At 72.0% G+C, this 20407-nt stretch carries 17 protein-coding genes; 7 read left to right on the forward strand and 10 right to left on the reverse strand.

The annotated features are described in order from the left end of the window. Positions 1 to 3: 3 nt before the first annotated feature. From AB0H93_RS07145 to AB0H93_RS07160, 4 genes are all read right to left on the reverse strand, one after another. On the reverse strand, positions 4 to 1362 hold the full coding sequence (locus AB0H93_RS07145; RefSeq protein ID WP_358568756.1) for a PrsW family intramembrane metalloprotease: 1359 nt from the start codon (positions 1360 to 1362) through the stop codon (positions 4 to 6). Positions 1363 to 1519: 157 nt separating this feature from the next. Further along, positions 1520 to 2944 carry an amidase gene (locus AB0H93_RS07150; RefSeq protein ID WP_358568759.1) on the reverse strand — a complete coding sequence of 475 codons (1425 nt, stop codon included), beginning with the start codon at positions 2942 to 2944 and terminating at the stop codon, positions 1520 to 1522. A gap of 100 nt (positions 2945 to 3044) precedes the next feature. Continuing rightward, positions 3045 to 4538, reverse strand: a complete 1494-nt coding sequence (locus AB0H93_RS07155) for a CoA-acylating methylmalonate-semialdehyde dehydrogenase (protein ID WP_358568762.1) — start codon at positions 4536 to 4538, stop codon at positions 3045 to 3047. Further along, positions 4535 to 5836 carry an aminotransferase class III-fold pyridoxal phosphate-dependent enzyme gene (locus AB0H93_RS07160; protein ID WP_358568765.1) on the reverse strand — a complete coding sequence of 434 codons (1302 nt, stop codon included), beginning with the start codon at positions 5834 to 5836 and terminating at the stop codon, positions 4535 to 4537. Before AB0H93_RS07160 ends, AB0H93_RS07155 begins: the two co-directional genes overlap by 4 nt. Positions 5837 to 5990: 154 nt before the next feature. Here AB0H93_RS07160 and AB0H93_RS07165 point away from each other — a divergent pair, with 154 nt between their 5' ends. Then, on the forward strand, positions 5991 to 7613 hold the full coding sequence (locus AB0H93_RS07165) for a PucR family transcriptional regulator (RefSeq protein WP_358568768.1): 1623 nt from the start codon (positions 5991 to 5993) through the stop codon (positions 7611 to 7613). A 5-nt stretch (positions 7614 to 7618) separates the two neighbouring features. Here the strand turns inward: AB0H93_RS07165 and AB0H93_RS07170 are convergent, their stop codons facing one another. Next, entirely contained in the window at positions 7619 to 8227 is a 609-nt protein-coding gene (locus AB0H93_RS07170; RefSeq protein WP_358568770.1) for a TetR/AcrR family transcriptional regulator, read from the reverse strand. 153 nt (positions 8228 to 8380) lie between these two features. Between AB0H93_RS07170 and AB0H93_RS07175 the strand changes: the two genes are divergently transcribed. The 3 genes from AB0H93_RS07175 to AB0H93_RS07185 all read left to right on the forward strand — a co-directional run bounded on the left by AB0H93_RS07175 (position 8381) and on the right by AB0H93_RS07185 (position 10940). Continuing rightward, entirely contained in the window at positions 8381 to 9946 is a 1566-nt protein-coding gene (locus AB0H93_RS07175) for an MFS transporter (RefSeq protein ID WP_358568773.1), read from the forward strand. A gap of 545 nt (positions 9947 to 10491) precedes the next feature. Continuing rightward, a complete protein-coding gene (locus AB0H93_RS07180; RefSeq protein ID WP_358568776.1) occupies positions 10492 to 10710 on the forward strand; it encodes a zinc finger protein in 219 nt (72 codons plus the stop codon). Then, positions 10707 to 10940, forward strand: a complete 234-nt coding sequence (locus AB0H93_RS07185) for a hypothetical protein (RefSeq protein ID WP_358568779.1) — start codon at positions 10707 to 10709, stop codon at positions 10938 to 10940. Before AB0H93_RS07180 ends, AB0H93_RS07185 begins: the two co-directional genes overlap by 4 nt. A 49-nt stretch (positions 10941 to 10989) precedes the next feature. On the opposite strand, the gene AB0H93_RS07190 is transcribed toward AB0H93_RS07185, so the two are convergent. From AB0H93_RS07190 to egtA, 5 genes are all read right to left on the reverse strand, one after another. After that, the gene (locus tag AB0H93_RS07190) at positions 10990 to 11331 is read right to left on the reverse strand and encodes a hypothetical protein (protein ID WP_358568782.1); all 342 of its coding nucleotides are present in this window, start codon (positions 11329 to 11331) and stop codon (positions 10990 to 10992) included. Positions 11332 to 11451: 120 nt separating this feature from the next. Beyond that, on the reverse strand, positions 11452 to 12423 hold the full coding sequence (egtD, locus tag AB0H93_RS07195) for an L-histidine N(alpha)-methyltransferase (protein WP_358568785.1): 972 nt from the start codon (positions 12421 to 12423) through the stop codon (positions 11452 to 11454). Continuing rightward, the gene (gene egtC, locus AB0H93_RS07200; RefSeq protein WP_358568788.1) at positions 12420 to 13181 is read right to left on the reverse strand and encodes an ergothioneine biosynthesis protein EgtC; all 762 of its coding nucleotides are present in this window, start codon (positions 13179 to 13181) and stop codon (positions 12420 to 12422) included. The genes egtD and egtC overlap by 4 nt, the downstream gene beginning before the upstream one ends. A 3-nt stretch (positions 13182 to 13184) precedes the next feature. Next, positions 13185 to 14522, reverse strand: coding sequence for an ergothioneine biosynthesis protein EgtB (gene egtB, locus AB0H93_RS07205; RefSeq protein WP_358568791.1), 1338 nt, complete (start codon positions 14520 to 14522; stop codon positions 13185 to 13187). A gap of 18 nt (positions 14523 to 14540) precedes the next feature. Next, positions 14541 to 15773: an ergothioneine biosynthesis glutamate--cysteine ligase EgtA gene (gene egtA, locus AB0H93_RS07210; RefSeq protein WP_358568794.1), complete on the reverse strand. Its 1233-nt coding sequence runs from the start codon at positions 15771 to 15773 to the stop codon at positions 14541 to 14543. A 268-nt stretch (positions 15774 to 16041) separates the two neighbouring features. Between egtA and AB0H93_RS07215 the strand changes: the two genes are divergently transcribed. The 3 genes from AB0H93_RS07215 to AB0H93_RS07225 all read left to right on the forward strand — a co-directional run bounded on the left by AB0H93_RS07215 (position 16042) and on the right by AB0H93_RS07225 (position 20316). Then, a complete protein-coding gene (locus AB0H93_RS07215) occupies positions 16042 to 16635 on the forward strand; it encodes a helix-turn-helix domain-containing protein (RefSeq protein WP_358568797.1) in 594 nt (197 codons plus the stop codon). 96 nt (positions 16636 to 16731) lie between these two features. Then, positions 16732 to 18819, forward strand: a complete 2088-nt coding sequence (locus AB0H93_RS07220) for an FUSC family protein (protein WP_358568800.1) — start codon at positions 16732 to 16734, stop codon at positions 18817 to 18819. Between the two features lie 117 nt (positions 18820 to 18936). Further along, a complete protein-coding gene (locus tag AB0H93_RS07225) occupies positions 18937 to 20316 on the forward strand; it encodes a pyridoxal-dependent decarboxylase (RefSeq protein ID WP_358568803.1) in 1380 nt (459 codons plus the stop codon). Positions 20317 to 20407: the final 91 nt, after the last annotated feature.

Below are 20407 nucleotides of genomic sequence, written 5' to 3' on the forward strand. Positions count from 1 at the left end.
CGCTCACCTCGGGCCCCAGGGACCGCCGGGCCGCGGGCCGTTCGGCCCCGGCGGCTGCGGCGGACGCCCCGGCGGCCGGTGCCCGCCGGGCGGGAACCCGCCGGGCGGCTGCGGGCCGCGGGCGGCCGGTGGGCGCGGCTGGTAGGCAGGCAGCTGGCCCGCCGCGAGCTGCGCGGGCGGGGCGAAGAAGCCCGACCGCTCCTGGCGGGCCCACGGCGGCGGTGGCGCCTGCGGCAGCCGCCGGAAGAAGGCGTCCCGCGCAGCACGCATCAACCCCAAGATCGCCTCCCGCCTGGCGAAGAACTTCTCCGGCGGGATCGTCTCCTTCTCGGCGTGCGCGTGCAAGAGTGCGAGTTCGGTGGCCGCCAGCTGGTAGTCGCCCATCGCCCGCGCCCCGGTCGCGCCCGCCTGCGCGCGCGCCCAGTGCCGCGCCTGCCGGCGACCGGCGAGGCTGCCGAGCATCTGCACGTCGCGCGGCTGCACCAGGCCGCTCGGGATGTAGGCGGGCAGGTACTTGCCGATCAGGTGAACCAGCCGCTTGCGGTCCAGCACCACGATCACGACCAACGCGATCAGCACCAGGAACTGCACCAGGTACGCCACCACCATGCCCAGGAAGCCGGCGAACGTCAGGCTGCCGTTCCACAGCGCGTGCAGGAAGACCGCCCCGCACCAACCGCCGACCACGGCGAAGAACCGGCCCACGCCCCGGTGCGTCGCGGCGTAGGCGACGCCGAGCCCGGTCATCGCGGTGTACATCGGGTGCCCCAGCGGCGCGATCACGCCGCGGATCAGCACCGTCACCCAGATCTCGCCGGTCTCGGCGCCCAAGCCCTGCATGTAGTAGAGGACGTTCTCGACCAGCGCGAAGCCCAGCCCGCACATCCCGGCGTAGACGATCCCGTCGGTCGGCCCGTCGATCTCGTGCCGCCGCACCCACAGCAGGTACAGCAGCAGCGCACCCTTGAAGCTCTCCTCCACCACCGGCGCGACGATCGACACCGTGACCACCGAGGCGGCCTCCACGCCCAGCACCGGAGCCATCAGGATCTCGCTGCCGGTGTTCACGACCAGCGCGCCGATGATGGCCACCCCGGCGCCCCAGCCGAACGCCAGCCACAGGTTGAGCTGCGGCTCCGGCTCCAGCCGGTCGATGAGCAGGATCAGGCCGATCAGCACGACGGCGGTCGGCAGCGCCAGCGCGGTGCCGATCACCACGTTCACCGGCCCGCCCTGCAGCAGGTAGAAGGCCAGCGCCAGCAGCAGGCAGAAACCGGACACGACCAGGCCGATGATCAGCGGTATCGGCGCGCGGTTGGTGCTGCGGCCTTCCAGGACGGACCGAGGACTGAGTGCGGGCATGCCCGCGAGCGTAGGAGATGCCCCGAGCCCCCCGCCCCGGGTACCGCGATCTCGCCGGAAATCACCGGTTGCCGATCGTCCCGGACGGGGCTCGACTCGTTCCGACCGATCCGCCCGGCAAGGCCGGCAGCGCCTCCTCCGAGCGGTCGGCGTCGCGCTAGAGCGCCGGGCGGTGGCTTTCCGTGTACGCCCACGGCCGGACCCGCTCCAGTTCCTTGCCCAGCCGGAACACCGTGGCGTCGTCGTAGGTGTGGCCGACGATCTGCACACCGGTGGGCACGCCGTTGTCGCCGTGACCGCTGGGCACCGCGAGCACGGGGCACCGGTTGTTGATGTTGAACGGGGTCGTCAGGGTCGCGTCGGAGAACCGGGCGAAGCGGTGACCGTCCACTTCGAACTCGCCGATCAGGTCGTCACCGGCCGGCAGCGCCGGAATCGCCGCGGTCGGGCACAGCAGGGCGTCGAAACCGGACATCGCCTCGGCGAGCTCGCGCTGCATGCGGGTCTCGATCCGCAACCCGTCGAGGAAGCCGCCCCGGTCCACGGCCTTCGCCGCCCAGCCCAGGAACGCCGCGGTGTAGGGCGCGACGAGGTCGTGCCGGTCGCCGACGACGTCCTGGACCAGCGCTCCGAAGATGGTGCCGAAGTGCATTCCGGTGGCCCGGCCGATCTCCGCGCGGGTCCAGGGCAGTTCGATCTCCTCCACGACCACACCGGCCTGCGCCAGTGCGTCGGCGACCGCGCGGGTGTTGCGCTCGACGTCCGGCTTGACGTCGTAGTCACCGAGGCGCACGCACAGCGCCACCCGCATCCCGGCGGCCGGTTCGTACTCGGTGGGCAGCGCGATGCGGGGCCGCAACGACGTGTGGTCGCGCGGGTCCGGGCCGATCAGCGTGTTGGCGAACAGGATCGTGTCGTCGACGGTGCGGGCCAGCGTGCCGTCGCCGCGGTAGAAGTCCATCGACAGCGGCGGAGTGCCGGGAATCCGGCCGTAGGGGGCCTTGAACCCGACGGTTCCGGTGAAGGCGGCGGGAATCCGGGTGGAGCCGCCGATGTCGGAGGCCGTGGCCAGCAGCGCCGTGCCGGCGGCGAGCGCGGCGGCGGACCCGCCGGAGGAGCCGCCGGGCGTGTATTCCGGGTTCCACGGGTTGCGGGTGACGCCCCACATCGGCGTGTGGGTGAACGTGGAGATGCTGAACTCCGGCGTGGTGGTGCGGGCGTGGATGATGCCGCCCGCATCCAGGACGCGGTCGATGACCGGGGCGTTCTCGGCGGCCACGTTGCCCTTGTTGATCAAGGATCCCTCGGTCAGCGAACGGCCCGCGATGGCGTGCTTCTCCTTGGCGGCGACCGGGATTCCCTCCAGCGGCCGGGGCGCGGGCCCCTTGCCCAGGTACCGGGCCTCGGCCTGCGCGGCGGCCGCCAGGGCCTCGTCGAAGAGCCGCTCGGTGAACGCGTTCACCTCGGGCTCGACCTGCTCGGCGCGCTCGATCAGCGCCTGCAGCAGCTCCACCGGTGACAACGCGCGCTTGGCGAACAGCGCTCGCGCTTCGGTCGCACTGAGGTAGATCAGCTCCGACATGCCACTCCTTTATTCAGCTGTTGCACCGTTGTCGCGCAGGTGTCGTGAGTGGCGATCACCGCCACTCACGGCACCTCCGGGGTGGGCGCGCGGCCCGACCTCAGCTGTTCTGCGGGAACCCGAGGTTGACGCCGCCGTGGGACGGGTCCGGCCACCGCGTGGTGACCACCTTCGTGCGGGTGTAGAACTGGATGCCGTCCGGGCCGTAGGCGTGCGCGTCGCCGAACAGCGAGTCCTTCCAGCCGCCGAACGAGTAGTACGACACCGGCACCGGGATCGGCACGTTCACGCCGATCATGCCGACCTCGACCTCCTCGCAGAACTGCCGCGCGGCGCCGCCGTTCTCGGTGAACACCGCCGTGCCGTTGCCGTACGGGTTGTTGTTGAGCACCTCGATCGCCGAGTCGTAGCCGGGCACCCGGAGCACCGACAGGACGGGGCCGAAGATCTCGTCGGTGTAGATCGACATGTCGGTGCCCACGCGGTCGAACAGCGTCGGCCCCAGCCAGAACCCGTCGTCCCCGCCGTCGACCCGCACGCCGCGCCCGTCCACCACCAGGTCCGCGCCCGCTTCGACGCCGGCGTCCACATAGGACGTCACGCGGTCCCGGTGGGCGGCGGTGACCAGCGGGCCCATGTCGCAGCCGCGGCGCCCGTCGCCGACGCTGAGCTTGGCCATCCGTTCCGCGATCTTGGCGACGAGCTCGTCGCCGACCGGGTCGACGGCGACGACCGCGGAGATCGCCATGCACCGCTCCCCCGCCGAGCCGAACCCGGCCGACACCGCGGCGTCCGCAGCGAGGTCGAGGTCGGCGTCGGGCAGCACCACCATGTGGTTCTTCGCCCCGCCGAGGGCCTGCACCCGCTTGCCGTTGCCGGTGCCGGTCTCGTAGACGTAGCGCGCCACCGGCGTGGAGCCGACGAACGACACCGCCTTCACCACCGGGTGCGCCAGCAGCGCGTCGACCGCGACCTTGTCGCCGTGCACCACGTTGAACACGCCGTCGGGCAGCCCGGCCTCCTGCCACAGCCCCGCGATGAAGTTCGCCGCAGACGGGTCCTTCTCGCTGGGCTTGAGCACCACGGCATTGCCGCAAGCGATGGCGCCCGGCACGAACCACAGCGGCACCATGGCCGGGAAGTTGAACGGCGAGATCACCCCGACGACGCCCACCGGCTGCCGCACCGAGTGCACGTCCACGCTCGTCGAGGCGTTCTCCGAGAAGCCGCCTTTGAGCAGGTTGGGGATGCCGCAGGCGTACTCGACGTTCTCCAGGCCGCGCTGCACCTCGCCGGCGGCATCGGACACGACCTTGCCGTGCTCGGCGGTGATGATCTCGGCCAGCTCGCCCTTGCGCTGGTTGAGCAGCTCGCGGAAGGCGAACAGAACGTTGGACCGCTTCGCCAGCGACGCGCGCCGCCAGCTCTTGAGCGCTTCTGCGGCCGCCGTGACCGCGGCGTCCACATCGGACTCCGCGGCGAACGCGACCCGCTTGGTCACCTGCCCGGTGGCGGGGTCGAAGACCTCCCCGCTGCGCTGCGGGGCCGCGTCGGCGGGCTTGCCCGCGATCCAGTGCCTGATCAGTTCTGTCATGCGTGGAGCTCCTGCTCGGCCAGCGAGATTGTTTCGGTGAGGATCTGCAGCGCCTGCGCCGCTTCCTCCTCGGTCAGCGTCATCGGCGGCGCCAGGCGCAGGACGTTCCCGTGCAGCCCGCCCTTGCCTACCAACAGCCCATGCCGCTTCGCCAGCTCCATCACCCGCGTGGCCGACGCGGCGGCGGGCGTGCGGGTGCCGGGTTCGACGAGCTCGACGCCGATCATCAGGCCCTTGCCCCGCACGTCGCCGATCAGCGGGCACCGCTGGGCGTGCGCCCGGAGGCCGTCGAGCAGCCGGGTGCCGAGCTTCGCGGCGTTGCCCTGCAGGTCGTGGTCGAGCAGGTAGGCCAGGGCGGCCCCGGCGCCGGCGGTGGAGATCGGGTTGCCGCCGAAGGTGGAGATCGAGTTCGCGGTCAGGCAGTCCATCAGCTCCGCGTCGGCGACCACCCCGCCGATGGCCAGCCCGTTGCCCAGGCCCTTGGCGAAGGTCATCGCCACAGGCACCACGCCGTGCGCCTGGATGCCCCAGAAGTGCTCGCCGGTGCGGCCCCAGCCGGTCTGCACCTCGTCGGAGATCAGCAGGATCCCGTACTCCTCCAGGACCTCGGCGAAGGCGCCGAACAGCCCGTCCGGCGGGGTGGCGAAGCCGCCGACGCCCTGGATCGGCTCGGCGATCATGCAGGCCACGTCACCGGCGGTGGTGGTCTCGATGACCTCGCGCAGGTCGTCGACGCAGGCGGCGATGTAGCCGGCGTCGGAGAGGTCCCGGAACGGGCTGCGGTAGCGGTATCCGCCGTGCACGTAGCTGACCTTCACCGGCGACAGCGAGCTGGCCGACCAGCCGCGGTTGCCGGTCACGCCGAGGGTCCCGAAGGCGCGCCCGTGGTAGGAGTTGCGCAGCGCGAGGACCTGGTTGCTGCGCCGGTACTGGGTGGCCAGCATGAGCGCGGTCTCGTTCGCCTCGGTGCCGGAGCCGGTGAAGAACACCTTGGGGTTGGTCATCCCGGACAGCTCGCCGATCCGCTCGGCCAGCTCCACCTGCTGCCGGATCAGGTAGAGCGTCGAGGTGTGCAGGATGCCGGTGTCGACCTGGCGGCGGATCGCGTCGCTGATCTCGGCGACGTCGTAGCCGATGGCGTTGGTCAGGATCCCGGCGAAGAAGTCCAGGTAGGTGTTGCCGTCGGCGTCGGTGACGTGCCGTCCCTCGCCTGCGACGATCTCGATGGGCTCGTCGTAGTAGAGCGCCAGCCAGCCGGGCATGGCGGCGCGGTGCCTGGCCAACAAGGATTCCGTCATCAGCGTCCTCTTCCCTTCAGGGGCGGCCGGTTGCTCCGCGGCGGTCGTGCGTGCCGCTGCGGCCAGTCTTGTCGGCCGCGGCAGCCGCTTCCACGGACAACCTGTACTCATTTGGCGCCGTGGGCATTACGGTTTGTGCACCATGGATGCCGCGATGAAACCGACCTCGCCGGACGTGCTGGCGCTGCCGACCGTGTCCGAGGTGCTGGAGCTGCCGGTCCTTCGGCGCGGCAAGCCGCGGGTGGTGGCCGGCGCCTCCGGCCTGGACGGGCGGGTGCGCTGGGTGCACGTCGCGGAGATCGCCGACATCGCCCCGCTGCTCAGCGGCGGCGAGCTGGTGCTGACCACCGGCATCGCGCTCCCCGAGGAGCCCGCGCAGCTGGTGCGCTACGTCGACGAGCTCGCCGCGGTCGGGGCGTGCGGACTGGTCGTGGAGCTGGTGCGCCGGTGGCGCGACCGGGTGCCGACGGCGCTGGTGGACGCGGCGCACCGGCACGACCTGCCGCTGGTGACGCTGTCGGAGGAGACGAAGTTCGTGGCCGTCACCGAGGCGGTGATCGCCCGGATCCGCGACGCCCAGCTGGCCGAGCTGCGCGCGACGCACGCCATCCACGAGACGTTCACCGCGCTGACCACATCGGGCGCCGAACCCGCGTCGGTGCTGCGGGAAGCGGCGCGGATCGCCGGCCGCCCGGTGGTGCTGGAGACGCTCGCCCACCAGGTGCTCGCCTACGACTCGGCCGGCCAGGACCCGGTGGCGCTGCTGGCGGAGTGGGCGGAGCGGTCCCGCTCGGTGGTGCAGTCCGGCCGCACCTCCTACGACCCGGACCAGCGGTGGCTGACCACCGTGGTCGGGGCTCGCGGCGACGACTGGGGGCGGCTGGTGATGCTCGGGCCGGAGCCGCCGCACCGGCACGTCGTGGTCGCCGAGCGGGCGGCGTCGGCGCTGGCGGTGAACCGGCTGGCGACCCGCGACCGGGAGAGCCTGGAGCGCCAGACGCACCGCACGCTGATCACCGAACTGCTCGCGGGCAACGCCGATACCGCCGATCTGGCGGCCCGGTCCGCGGGCGTCGGCGTGCCGCTCGACGGTCCGCTGGTGGGCATCGCGGTCCGCCCGCACACCACGACGACGGTCGCGCCGGCGCTGGAAACCCAGCAGGTGCTGCGGGATCTCGCCGAGGCGACGGCGCTCGCCGCGCGCAAGGCGAAGCTGCCGGTGCTGGTGGGCGTCGTCGACGACGTCACCGTCCAAGCCCTGGTGTCGCTGCGAACGCCCGAAGCCGACGCCGTGCTGACCCGCTTGGCCGCGGAGGTCCGCCGGTCCGCGGGCACGCATTCGCTGCAGGTGGTGGTGGCGGTCGGCAGCGTCGTCGGCTCGATCACCGGGGCGCGCCGGACGCTGACCGAGGCCGCGCAGGTCGCGGAGGCGGCGCTGCACATCGACGACGGCGGCCGCGAGTTCCACCGCCTGGACGACGTGCGGCTGCGCGGGCTTTTGCACCTGCTGCGCGGCGACGAGCGGCTGATCGCGTTCGCGGAACGGGAGCTCGGGCCGATCATGTCCAACGAACGGCTGCTGGACGCATTGCGATCGCTGTGCCGCCACGGCGGGAACAAGTCCGCGGCAGCGGCGGCGGCGCACCTCTCCCGGACCGCCTACTACGCCCAGCTGGCGCGCATCGAGCAGCTGCTGGGCGTGTCGCTGAGCGCGCCGGAATCCCTGGTGTCACTGCACGTCGCGCTCCTGGCACGGGACCTGCACAGCGGATCGTGAACCCCTCAGGGCCGGGGGCTCAGGGTTCGGCGGGTCAGGTCCTGGGTCCGCTTCGTCAGGTCCGCGACGTCGATCTCGGCCCCGGTGGCGATCAGCTCGTCGAGGAGGCCGTCCACGCCGTGGTAGACGATCCGGAACGCCGTGGGCGCGTCCGGCGCGAAGGTGCCGTCGGGCACGCCGTCGGCGACGAAGTCGCCGATGCGGTCGATCACCCGGCGGTTGATGTCCTTGCACAGCTCCAGGGCCTTGGCGTTGGCCGAACCGTAGACCGTGCGGTGCAGTTCGGCGTTGCGCACCGCGTGGTCCAGCAGCGCCGCCCACAGCTCGTCCAATGTGGACCACCTCGACCCGTCGCCGGCGAGCACCCGGTCGGTGATCTCCAGGATGCCTTCGACGTAGCGCTCCCAGACGGCGGCGAGCAGGTGTTCCTTCGACTCGAAGTAGAGGTAGATGGTGCCCTGGGCGATCCCGCCCGCCCGGGCGACCTCCGCCATCGTCGCCCGCGCGAAACCCGTGGTCGAGAAGACCTCGGTCCCGGCCTGCAGGATCGCTTCGCGCCGGTCCTCCGGGCTCATCGTCACCCGGCGGCGACGTGCCGGCGTTCGTGCGGACATCTCGGCGACCTTCCTGCTGTGCGGCGGGCGCCAGCATAGCACCCGACTGAACGACGCTCACTGAGCCGCGCTCATTGACTGACTGAGCGTCATTCAGTTAGCGTTCGCGGCGGCGCGCTCGCGCCGTCCGATCACTCCGCGAGGTTCTCCCGAATGCCGAATTCCCCTGTCCCCGAACGTCATCCACGACTGCTGCTGGCGCTGATCAGCAGCGGCGTCTTCCTGGTCCAGCTCGACGCGACGATCGTGGCCATCGCCCTACCGGACGTGCAGGCGCACCTCGGCGTCGGCGTCGGCGATCTGCAGTGGATCGTCGCCGGCTACACGCTCATGCTCGCCGGGCTGCTGCTCACCGCGGGCACCCTCGGCGACCGCTTCGGCCACCGGCGGCTCTTCCTCGGCGGGCTCGTCGCGTTCACCGCCGTCTCCGCGCTCTGCGCGCTCGCGCCGACCTTCGAGGCATTGCTGGCGGCACGAATCCTGCAGGGCGCCGCGGGATCCGTGCTCATCCCGGTGTCGTTGGCGCTGATCAGCACGGTGTTCCCGGATCCACGAGCGCGCGCGAAGGCCATCGGCACCTGGGCCGGCATCGGCGGGCTGGCACTCGCGGTCGGGCCGCTGCTCGGCGGCGTGCTGGTCGAAGCCTTCGGCTGGCCGAGCATCTTCTGGGTGAACATCCCGGTCGGCGTCGCCGCCGCGCTCGCCCTCCGACACCTCCTCCCGACACACCGTCCACAAGGGACTCGTTCGCTCGATCCGCTGGGACAGCTGCTCTTCGCCGCGTCGATCGCCACGCTCACCTACGCGCTGATCGAAGGCGGGCGCGACTGGACGGCCACGCCCGTCGTGGCCGCGCTCGTGGGCGCCGCAGCGGGGTTCGTCGTCTTCGTGCGCTGGGAGCTGCGGCATCCCGACCCGATGGTGCCGATCCGGCTGTTCCGCAGCCCGGTGGTGCTGGTCGCCGGGGCGGTCAACCTGTTCGGCCTGCTCGGCCTCTACGGCGGCATCTTCCTGCTGACGCTCTACCTGCAGCAGGTGAACCGGCTCAGCGCGGCTGCGGCCGGACTGCGGTTCCTGGCGCTGAACCTGGCGATCATGATCTTCTCGTACCTGGCCAGCGTGCTGGCCGCGAAGCTGGGGCCGCGGCCGCCGATCGTCGCCGGTTCTGCGCTGACCGCCATCGGCCTGTTGGCCCTGACCGGGCTCGGCGTCGGCACCGGATACGGGCAGTACTGGTGGGCGCTCGCGCTGCTCGGCGCCGGGGTCTCGCTGGTCGGCGCGCCCGCCACCGTGGCGCTGCTGAGCGCGGTTCCGCCCGAGCAAGCCGGTGCCGCATCGGGAATTTCCAACACCTTCCGGCAGCTGGGCAGCGTGTTCGGCGTCGCGGTCTGCGGCACGCTGCTCGTCTCGCACCTGCGGGCGGAACTGCCCGCCCGGCTGCCGGCGCTCCCGGCGGCCGCGATCGACCCGCTGTCCAGCGGAGATCTGTCGATCATCGACCGGCTCCCGATCGACCTCCGGCAACCGGCCTTCGACGTCAGCGCACGGCTGCTCGCCGAGGGGCTACACCTGGGCGCCCTGACGGCCGCCGTCTGCGCGCTACTCGCCGGAGCGGCCGCCCTGCTGTTCCTGCCCCGAAGCGGCGCGATCCGGCCGCTTTCCCAGTCCCAGCCACAAGTTCGCGCCCGCCGGAGAAGGACACCGCGGCGCCGGGTGTAGCCTTGGGCCGCTGGCCGCGCACTGACGGCACCTCCCCCCAGTGGCTGTCGGTGCGCGGCCGGCCCAAAGCCCGATTCGCCGCCACAGCACCGAAAACCGGCCTTCGCCGTTCCCCGCACCGCGATCGGAGCCCGCGCCCCTCCCCGCGAAACGAAGCACCCCCGGCGCCAACGGCCCCCAAACCGATCATGACGGTCCCGACGGCCCTCACCGACGCAATCAAACAGACCCCACTGCCCGACCCCGGGCGCCGGTGCCCGGTGCCCGGTGCCCGGTGCCCGGTGCCGCAATTTCAATGGAAATCGAAGGTCCGATTTCCATTGAAATTGCGGAAGACCGGGCCGGACGCCTGCACCTGGCGGGAGCGCCGCCGTCGGCCGCACCCGATTTGACCACTGTGCGTGCACGCCGACCCCGGTTCGCCCGCCGTTCGGGTGAATGGTCGATCATTGCCGCAGGAGGACATTGGGCCGAACGGGTCATTGCCCATCCACCGGGCGTCACGCGTCCCCTGCGTGCCAGTCCCGTCCGCGGAGGTGGGGAAGATGTTTCGACCGAAGCACCACTGGCAACCTGCCGAGCAGCAGCGGCACGCCGTCGCGGGAGCGCTGCCGGGCGGGCAGCGCCATCGGGACGGGGAATCCATCAACGCACTTTGCGAACGGACCGTTTCCACGGCCGGGCGCACCGAACTGGACTGGCTGTGGCCGACCTGCCCGGACTGTCTTCAGGCGGCCGAGCGGCTCAACGGAATCCCGTCATGACCCGCACCGTGGTGGTCCGCTTCGCCTTCGGGATCGTCAGCGAAGCCAGCCGCCAAGCACACCTCGCCGTCGCCCCCGAGGCCGGCATCCCGGAGCGCTGGCTCACGTACTGCGGCGTGGAGATCCCCGCGAACGTCGCCGAGGTGTCCGCGCAACCGTCCGGCATGCCGTGCATGGGCTGTCTCAGCGCCCCCGGCGGCCCGGCGAGACCGCGACTCGGCTCCGGATAGCAGAACCGCACCCGCCCGGAGGCCGGGCGGGTGCGGTCGGCTGCGACGATCAGCGCGAGAAGGTCACGGAACGCACCGCGACGTCGCGCGGGGCCTGCTGCCCCGGCCGCAGGACGTAGTAGTACACGTCGCTGGAGCAGTTCGAGTCCAGGAAGACGATCGCCGTTGCGTCGGTGTTGTTGCGCACCCCGTAGGCCGGGGCTCCCGGGTTCGGCAGTTCGAGCCGGTGGCAGAGCCGCCCGGCCGGGTCGAGGAGCGCGCGCTGGTGGTACGCGTTGGCCCCCTCGACCCAGTAGCTGAATTCGCCGTCCGCGGCGAGCGCAGAACCGGGCAGCGACAGCAGCAGACCGGCCGCACCGAGTGCGGCGGCGACAGTTGCGCGTAGACGCATCGAAACCGTCCCTTTCTGGGAAAATCGGACGCTGACACCGCAATACTCGTGATCCCGCCCGCGCGCGCCACCGCGATCACCCGCCGGTGGGGTGATCACCGCCTGATTCACCGATCGGCTCTACCGCGCCGCGGCCAGCGACAGCGCGAAGTCCTCGGCGTCGTCCAGCCACCAGTGGCGCAGGTCGAATCCGGCCACCGCCAGCTCGTCGCGAACCCTGCCGTGCCGGAACTTCGCCGAGATCTCGGTGCGGATCTCCTCTCCCTCGGCGAAGTCCACGCCCAGGCCGAGCTCCGGCAGCTGGACGTGCATCGGCCGACCGGCCCGCAGTCGCATCTCGATCCACTCCTGCTCGGCGTTCCACAGGGCCACGTGCCGGAACCGCTCGGGCGCGAAGTCGGCGCCGAGTTCCCGGTTGAGCACCCGCAGCACGTTGCGGTTGAACTCCGCGGTCACGCCCTGCGCGTCGTCGTAGGCACGCACCAGCCGCCCCGGATCCTTCACGAGGTCGGTGCCCAGCAGCAGCCACTCACCCGGCCGCAGCGCCGCGCGCACCGCGGCGAAGAAACCCGCGCGCTCGGCCGGCAACAGGTTCCCGATCGTGCCGCCCAGGAACGCGACCAGCCGGCCCGCCCCCGCGTCCAGCGCGGACACGCCGCTGGTGAAGTCGTCGACGACGCCGCGCACCCGGACTTCCGGGTAGTCCAGCGCGATGGACTCCACGGCGGCGCGCAGCGCCGACCCGGACACGTCCAGCGGCACGAACCGCTCCAGGGTTTCGGTCTTGCGCAGCGCGTCCAGCAGCAGCCTGGTCTTCTCCGACGACCCGGACCCGAGCTCGACCAGGGTGGCCGCGCCGGTGATCTCGGCGATCTCCAGCGCGCGCCGCTGCAGGATCTGCTGCTCGGCGCGGGTCTGGTAGTACTCCGGCAGGGTCGTGATCCGCTCGAAGAGGTCGCTGCCCGCCGCGTCGTAGAACCACTTGGGCGACAACCACTTCGGGCTGTCCGTCAGTCCCTCGCGGGCATCGGTGCGCAGCGCCCGGGCCGCGTCTTCCTCGGTGAATCGGACGAGAAGTTCCGGCTCGCTCATCGCTCCCCCATCGACAACTCCGACAACGACGTCACCCGCGCATCCGCGGTGTCCGCGACGAGCAGGCACCGGTCCGGGACCTCCACCCACCCGGCTTCCGGGCCGAACGGCTCCGACGCCACCGCCACCGACGCCTCCGCCCGGCGCACCCACAGCGCGTGCGTCCAGGTGGTGGCGATCAGCCGGGCACCGTCGGAGAGCAGCAGGTTCAGCCGCGAATCCGGTGCGGCGGCGACGATCTCGCACACCAGCTCCCGCACCGCCCGGTCCGGCTCCTCGCCGTCGGCCAGCCGCTGCCGCAGCAGCGCCCACAGCAGCGCCGAGTCGGTGGCCGCCTCCAGCGTCAGCAGGTCCACGACCTCCAGCCGGGCGGCGAGCTTCGCCAGCGAATCCGGCCAGCCGGTGACCCGGCCGTTGTGGCTGAACAGCCAGGTGCCATCGGTGAACGGCGCGCATGCGCCTGGCGTCACCGGCATGCCGACGGTCGCCGAGCGGACCGCCGCGACCACCGCGCCGCTGCGCACGTCCGCGGCCATCTGCCGGAACGATTCGTCCGTCCACATCGGAACGGCGGCCCGGTAGCGGGCGACCGCGCCGTCCGGCCGGTACCAGCCGACGCCGAAGCCGTCGACGTTGATCGTGCCGCCGCCGCGCATGTCGTTGGGCGCCCACGTCTGCTCCAGCAGCGAATGGGCCGGTTCGAGCAGCAGTTCCGCCAGCGACACGGCTGGCCCCAGGTATCCCACGTGCCGGCACATCGGTCAGTCGCACTCCCCTCGTCGGGGCGTCCGGGCGCACCGGAATCCGGCGAAGATCTGCCGCCGGATCGGGTAGTCCCAGTTCCGGAAGGTGCCGCGGCACGCAGTGGCGTCGGTGCCGAACGAGCCGCCGCGCAGCACTTTGTAGTCGGGCCCGAAGAACACCTCGGAGTACTCGCGGTACGGGAACGCCGAGAATCCCGGGTACGGCGAGAAGTCCGTCGACGTCCACTCCCAGACGTCGCCGATGAGCTGCCGCGCGCCGCACGGCGCCGCCCCGTCCGGATACGCCCCGGCGGGCGCCGGTCGCAGGTGCCGCTGCCCCAGGTTGGCGTGCTCGGGACGCGGGTCGGCGTCGCCCCACGGATACCGCCGGGACCGGCCGCTCGCGGGGTCGAACCGCGCGGCCTTCTCCCACTCGGCCTCGGTGGGCAGCCGCTTGCCCGCCCACGCCGCGTACGCCTCGGCCTCGTGGAAGCTGACGTGCACCACCGGCTCCTCCGGCGGCACCGGCTCGACGTGGCCGAACCGGCGGCGCAGCCACCGGTCGCCCTCCAGCCACCAGAATCGCGGCGCCCGCAGGCCGGCCCGCTGCCGGTGCGCCCAGCCCGCGTCGCTCCACCAGCGCGGGTCGTCGTAGCCGCCGGCGTCGATGAACGCCAGGTACGCGCCGTTGGTGACCGGGGTGCTGTCGAGGTAGAAGTCGTCGACGTGGACCTGGTGCGCCGGGCGCTCGTTGTCCAGCGCCCAGGGTTCCGCGGAGGTGCCCATGGTGAACGGCCCGCCGGGCACGAACACCTCGGGCGGCAGCACGTCCACATCGGACGGTGGCGGCTCGGCCGCGAGGGCCGGTGGCCCGTCCCGCAGCTGGTGGGTGGCCAGCATCGTCTCGTCGTGCTGCTGCTCGTGCTGCACGATCATGCCGAAGGCGAACGCCTGCTGGACCAGCCGCCGCCCCTCCAGCGGGACGCGGTCGACCAGGTCGAAGACCTTCGAGCGCACCGTTGCGACGTACTCGCGCGCCTCGGCCGGGCCCAGCAGCGGCAGCTGCGGGCGGTCGGCCCTGGCGTGCTGGAACGCGTCGTAGAGGTCGTCGATCTCCGGGCGGATCGCCGGCGCGCCGCCGACGTCGCGCACCAGCCACAACTCCTCCTGGCTGCCGACGTGCGCCAGGTCCCAGACCAGCGGCGACATCAGCGGCGAATGCTGCTTCACGAGGTCCTCGTCGTCGACCGAATCGGTCAGCTCGGCGCTGCGCTGCCGGGTGCGCGCGAGTTCCGCGGCCACGTGCGCGCGCAGGTCGGCGATCCCCAGATCCACCAGATCTTGCGTGCTTTCCACCGGTCACCTCCGGTTTCGTCAGCGGTCGGCGGGCGCGGCGAGCCGTCGCGCCACGAAGTCGGCCAGCCGCCCGGCCAGTCCGGCCGGGCTGTCCGGCTCCTCCTCCAGGTGCCGGCACGCCAGCTCGAACACGTCGCGGGCGCTGCGCGCCAACGCCGGGTCCAGCAGCCCGTGCCGGGCGGCCTGCACCCACCGGCCGACCGCCGGGGACGTCATCGCCAGCACCTTGTCCACAGTGGATTCGTCGCGGAACAGCGCGATCAGCGCGCCCGCGGGCAGCATCCAGTCCTGGCCGGGCTGCGCGTCGAGGTAGCGGACCTCGAAGTAGCCGCGCGGCCGGACCGGCGGGAAAACCGTGGACAGGTGGTAGTCGAGGTCGTCGCGGGTGGGCGGGTGCGGCAGCGCGCCGTGGATCCACTCCGCGAAGCTGATGCCGCTGGGCGCAGTCCAGTCCCCGCCGTCGCGGCGCAGGCACACGATCGCGGTGTCGAGCACCCGCTTGGCCCAGCTGGTCGCCGGGTCGACGGTGATCGGGCCGGGCCGGGTGCGCGGCGGATCGGTGCGCAGCAGCGCACGGGTGCGGGTGGACACCCAGCCGGTGCGTTCGCCGAAGAGCATCGGCGAATTCGCGAACGTCGCCATCATCACCGGCCCCAGCGCGTGCAGCGCCGCCCAGCGAGCGGCCACCCGGTCCGGTTCGCCGGCGTCGAGGCAGACCTGCACGCCTGCGGTGCTGCACATCATCAACCGGCCGTCCAGGCCGATGCGGTCGAATGCGGTTTCCATCGCGGCGTAGCGCGGCACCCGCAGGATCCGGTTCGGGTACCGCCACGGGTCGGTGCCCTGCTCGCCGAGCACCAGGCCGGCGGCGCGCAGCCGGCGCTCGACGTACTCGGCGTCGGTGGCGACGACGCTGAACAGCGACCGCATGGACGTGGTGGGAAGACTGGAGATCTCGACCTGGCCGCCGGGTTCGACGGTGAGCACCGAGCCGTTGGGCAGTTCGCGGTGCGGGCTGTCCGGGACCAGGGAGCGCGGGGCGTGCGGGCCGAGCGCGGCGATCAGAGTCGCGGCGTCGAGCGTTCGGCCCGGGTCGTCGGAGTGGTGCACGGTCCATTCGAGTTCGATGCCCAGCAGTCGCGGCGGACCGTGCTTGAAGCACACCGACGCGACGTAGGCCTCTGCCTCGGCCCTGGTGCGGACCCGGGAGGCCGGGAAGTCGGCGGCGGCGGGGTCGGTCGTAGTGGGCAATTTGATCACCCCCTGTAATTGGCCGGTTACCGACGCTACCGCTCCCCCCTGACGCCCGCGACCCTTGTTCTTGATCCGGAGAACTGGTACTAGCGAAACGGGAAACCCGTTCCCCCACCCGCTTTTCCCGGATCTCGACCGCCACGCGGGTAACGGTTCCGCCGGTCCCGGCGACCATATGGTCGGAGGTCGCCCATCGGTTGGGACATGCGCAGCAAAACGTACGTACGGATTGCAATGTGGCGACCGCACCTGGGACGATCAGAGCATGCCTCGGGTCAGCCAAGACCACCTCGACGCCCGGCGCCGTCAAATCCTCGACGGCTCCCGGTCGTGCTTCGCGCGCTTCGGCTACGAAGGCGCCACCGTGCGGCGGCTGGAAGAAGCGACCGGCCTGTCCCGGGGTGCGATCTTCCACCACTTCAAGGACAAGGAGTCGCTGTTCCTCGCGCTGGCCGAGGACGACGCGACCCGGATGGCCGACGTGGTGGCCGAGCAGGGCCTGGTGCAGGTGATGCGCGACCTGCTCGCCGAGCCCGCCGGCGGCGCCAGCAGCGCGCCCGGCGCGGACTGGCTGGGCACCCGCCTGGAGGTGTCGCGCCGGCTGCGCACGGACGAGGAGTTCCGGGCGCGCTGGGCGCAGCGCTCCGAGCAGCTGACCGCCGCCACCCGAGCCCGGCTGAAGTGGCAGCGCGACGCCGGCAACCTCCGCGACGACGTCGACGTCGACGTGCTGACCGCCTACCTGGAGCTGGTGCTGGAGGGACTCGTGTCCCACCTGGCGATGGGCCTGCCCGCGGAACACCTCCCCGCGGTGCTGGACGTCGTCGAGGAGAGCGTCCGCCGCCACCGCGGTAGCTGACCCGCGCGGCCCGCCCGGGTAATCTCGCTACCGCGAACGGCCGAGCCCCAGCAGGACCATCCGGCTCGGCGCACACCCCGAAGGAGCGCGCGGCGCATGTGGAGCGAGTGGTGGAACCGCTTCCTCGCCTCGGACCCGGCGCTGCGCCGCCTGCGCACCGCTGCCCGGGTGACGCTGTCGGTCGCGCTCTCGCTCGTGGTGGTGCTGCCGCTGCTGGCGTGGTGGGGGCAGCCGCTGCCGCTGGCCATGCTGGCCGCGGTGGTGGCGATCAACTCCTCGCTCGGCATCAACGACCCGGACCGGCGGCAGCAGAAGATCACCAACCTGCTGATGCCGCTGCCCGCGGTGCTCGCGCTGCTGCTGTCGATCCTCACCTCGCCGTGGCCGCTGCCGCACAGCCTGCTGTTCCTCGTGGTGATCTTCACCGCCACCTACATCCGCCGGTTCGGGCCGCGGTTCTTCCCGCTGGGGATGGTCGCGTTCATGGGCTACTTCTTCGCGATGTTCCTGCGCCCCCAGCTGCCGCAGCTCCCCGCGCTGATCGCGGCGGCGGTGGTCGGGGCGCTGGCCGCGTTCGCGATGCGGTTCCTCGTGCTGCGGGACGATCCCGAAGGCGTGCTCGAACGCGGCCGCCACACGCTGCGCGCCCAGGTGCACGGGCTCCTGCACGCGGCGCGCGACGTCGCCGAGCACCCGGATTCGACGCAGCGGCGACGCGAACTGCACAACCGCTCGGTGCGGCTCAACGAGACCTCGCTGATGCTGGAGAACACCGTCGGCCAGCTCGACGACCTCGACGAGGCCGGCCGCGAGCTGCTCCGGCAGCGCATCCTCGACGTCGAACTCGCGGCCGAGAATCTGCTCACCCCGCTGATGCGGCTCGTCGACCATCCCAGCGGCGGCGCCACCGTGCCGCACGCGATCACCGCGCTGCTCGCGGTGCTCAACACCGAGCCGCGGGAGGTCCGGGAGGCCACGCGGCTGGTCGCCGAGGGGATCGAGCAGCAGGGCTCGGTGGAGATCGCGATGGCGGTGCGGCGGCTCGGCGTCGGGCTCGCGGAGCTGGCCGACGCGACCGGCGAGCTCGGCGGGGAACGCCGGGAGGAGGCGCCGCCGGAACCGGCCGGCGAGCCGGAGCCGGCCGAGGATGACGAGACCGGGTTGCGGCGGCCCGAGCTGCGGATGGCGATCCAGGTGACCTGCGCGACCGCGCTGGCGATCATGCTGGGCCAGCTGGTCTCGCCGAACCGGTGGTACTGGGCGGTGATCACCGCGTTCGTCGTGTTCATCAGCACCAACAGCCGCGGCGAGCTGCTGGTGCGGGCGTGGCAGCGCACCGCGGGCACCATGCTTGGCGTGGTCGCGGGCATCCTGGTCGCCGCGCAGATCTCCGGCAACACCCCTGCCGAGATCGCCATGATCCTGACCTGCGTGTTCCTGGGCTTCTACTTCGCCGGCTACTCGTACGCGGTGATGACGTTCTTCATCACCGCCTTGCTCGGCGCGCTCTACGGGATGCTCGGCACCTTCGACGAGGCCGTCCTGGAGACGCGGCTGTGGGAGACCGCGGTCGGCGCGGCGGCGGGCGTGCTGGCGGCGGTGTTCGTGCTGCCCACCCGCACGCGCTTCCTGGTGCGCACCAACATCCAGGACTTCCTGCTGACGCTGCGGGACTTCCTGCGCGGCACCGGCACCGAGATCAGCGAGCACGGCACGGTCGCCGGGCTGCAGGAGTCGATGCGCGACCTCGACGACGGGCTGCAGCGCGTGATCACCAGCGCGAAGCCGCTGACCAGCTACCGGCTGCGCTCCCGGCGCAGCCAGGTCCAGCGGTCGGTGGCGATGCTCAGCGGCTGCGCCTACTACGTGCGCAACCTGGCGGTCGCGCTGTCCTCCACTGTGGACATGGTCGACGAGGACACCCGCAACCGGCTGGCCGAGCTGCTGTGGGCGCTGGCCGACGCGGTGGAGTCGCTGACCGACGAGGCCCAGGTCAGCTTCGAGGCGGCGCTCGCCTCGGCGCACCGCACGGCCGACGCGCTGCACGACATCGCCGAATCGCTGACCGACGGCCCGACTTCCCTGCACCGCACCATCCGCTGGCTGGATCGCACGACCCAGGTCGTCGAAGACCTGGCCCGCGAACTCCCCGCGGCCACGCCCGAGAAGCAACCCGCCGCTTGAGCTGCCGGGCAGTCCAGTCGATCCAGATTGGACCGCGCCTCGGCGCGCCTGCTTCGTTACGGTCGTGAGTGAGTTTTCCGGTTCTTACCGGATCAAACGCTCACGAAGGATGTCGCATTGCACCCGAAGCTCTCCGAAGACCTCGCCCGGCTGCCCGAGCTGCTCGACATCGCCCGGCGATGCGCCGTCGAGGCGCTGTCCGGGATCGCGGACCGGCCGACCGCCGTGCCGCCCGCACCACCGAATCCTGAGTCGCTGCCCGATTCCGGCGTCGGCGCCGAAGCCGCCCTAGAACGGTTCCAGAGCCGCTGGGCGCCGGGCTTCTCCGGCAGCGCGGGGCCCCGCTACCTCGGGTTCGTGACCGGTGGCGCAACCCCGGCTGCCGTGGCAGGCGACTGGCTGACGAGCACGTTCGACCAGAACGCGGCTGCCGGCGGCGACTCGTCGGCGCTGGACCTGGAACGCGAAGCGACCGGCTGGCTGCGCGAGCTGTTCGGCCTCGGCGCGGCGCACGAAGGCGCGTTCGTCAGCGGCGCGACGATGTCGAACTTCGTCGGGCTGGCGATCGGCCGCGAATGGGTCGGTGAGCAGCTCGGCGTGTCCGTGGCGCAAGACGGCGTTGCAGCGCTCGGGAACGTCCCGGTGCTTTCCGGCAGTCCGCATTCCAGCGTCTACAAGGCACTCTCGATGCTCGGCCTGGGCCGCGGTTGCGTTCGCGAGGTGGCCACGTTGCCGGAGCGGGAGGCGGTCGACGTCGATCGGCTTTCCGCGGAACTCGCCGCGCTCGACGGGCGGCCCGCGATCGTGGTGGCCAATGCGGGAACGGTCAACACCGTGGACTTCGACGACCTGAGGGCGATCGCCGAACTGCGCCGGCGCTTCCCGTTCTGGCTGCACGTCGACGCCGCCTTCGGGGGCTTCGCCGGGCTGTCCCCGCGGCACGCCGAGCTGGTCGCCGGCCTGGACGAGGCCGACTCGGTGTGCGCGGACCTGCACAAGTGGCTCAACGTGCCCTACGACAGCGCGATCCAGTTCACCCGGCGCCGGGACCTGCAGGTCCGGGTGTTCCAGAACGCGGCCGCGTACCTGGGCCGGATCACCGAGGACCCGGACTTCGTCCACCTCACGCCGGAGAACTCGCGCCGCCTGCGCGCCCTGCCGGCCTGGTTCACGCTCGCCGCCTACGGGCGGCAGGGGCACCGCGAGATCGTCGAGCGGGACATCGCGCTGGCCCGCGACCTCGGCGACCGGATCGCCGGGATGCCGCACCTGCGGCTGCTCGCACCGGTGCGCCTCAACGTCGTCTGCTTCACCCTCGCCGACGATCCCACCGCCGAGCGGGTCGGCGCACTCGCCCGCTCCGTCGCCGGATCCGGGGAAGCGTTCCTCACCCCGACCGTCTACAAGGGAACGCCCGGTCTGCGCGCGGCCTTCAGCAATTGGCGCACCACCGGGGCGGATGTCGGGCGCGTCGCCGCCGCCCTGCGGGCCGGCTGAACCGGAATCGGCCGGGGGACACGGACTTTCGCTGCCGGGTGTGGAACCTGGCCACCGATTACGCTCCGCCCTGAACCAGGTTCCACTCCAC

The sequence above is a fragment of the Saccharopolyspora sp. NPDC050642 genome, from assembly GCF_040654735.1.
Classification (GTDB): Bacteria; Actinomycetota; Actinomycetes; order Mycobacteriales; family Pseudonocardiaceae; genus Saccharopolyspora; species Saccharopolyspora elongata.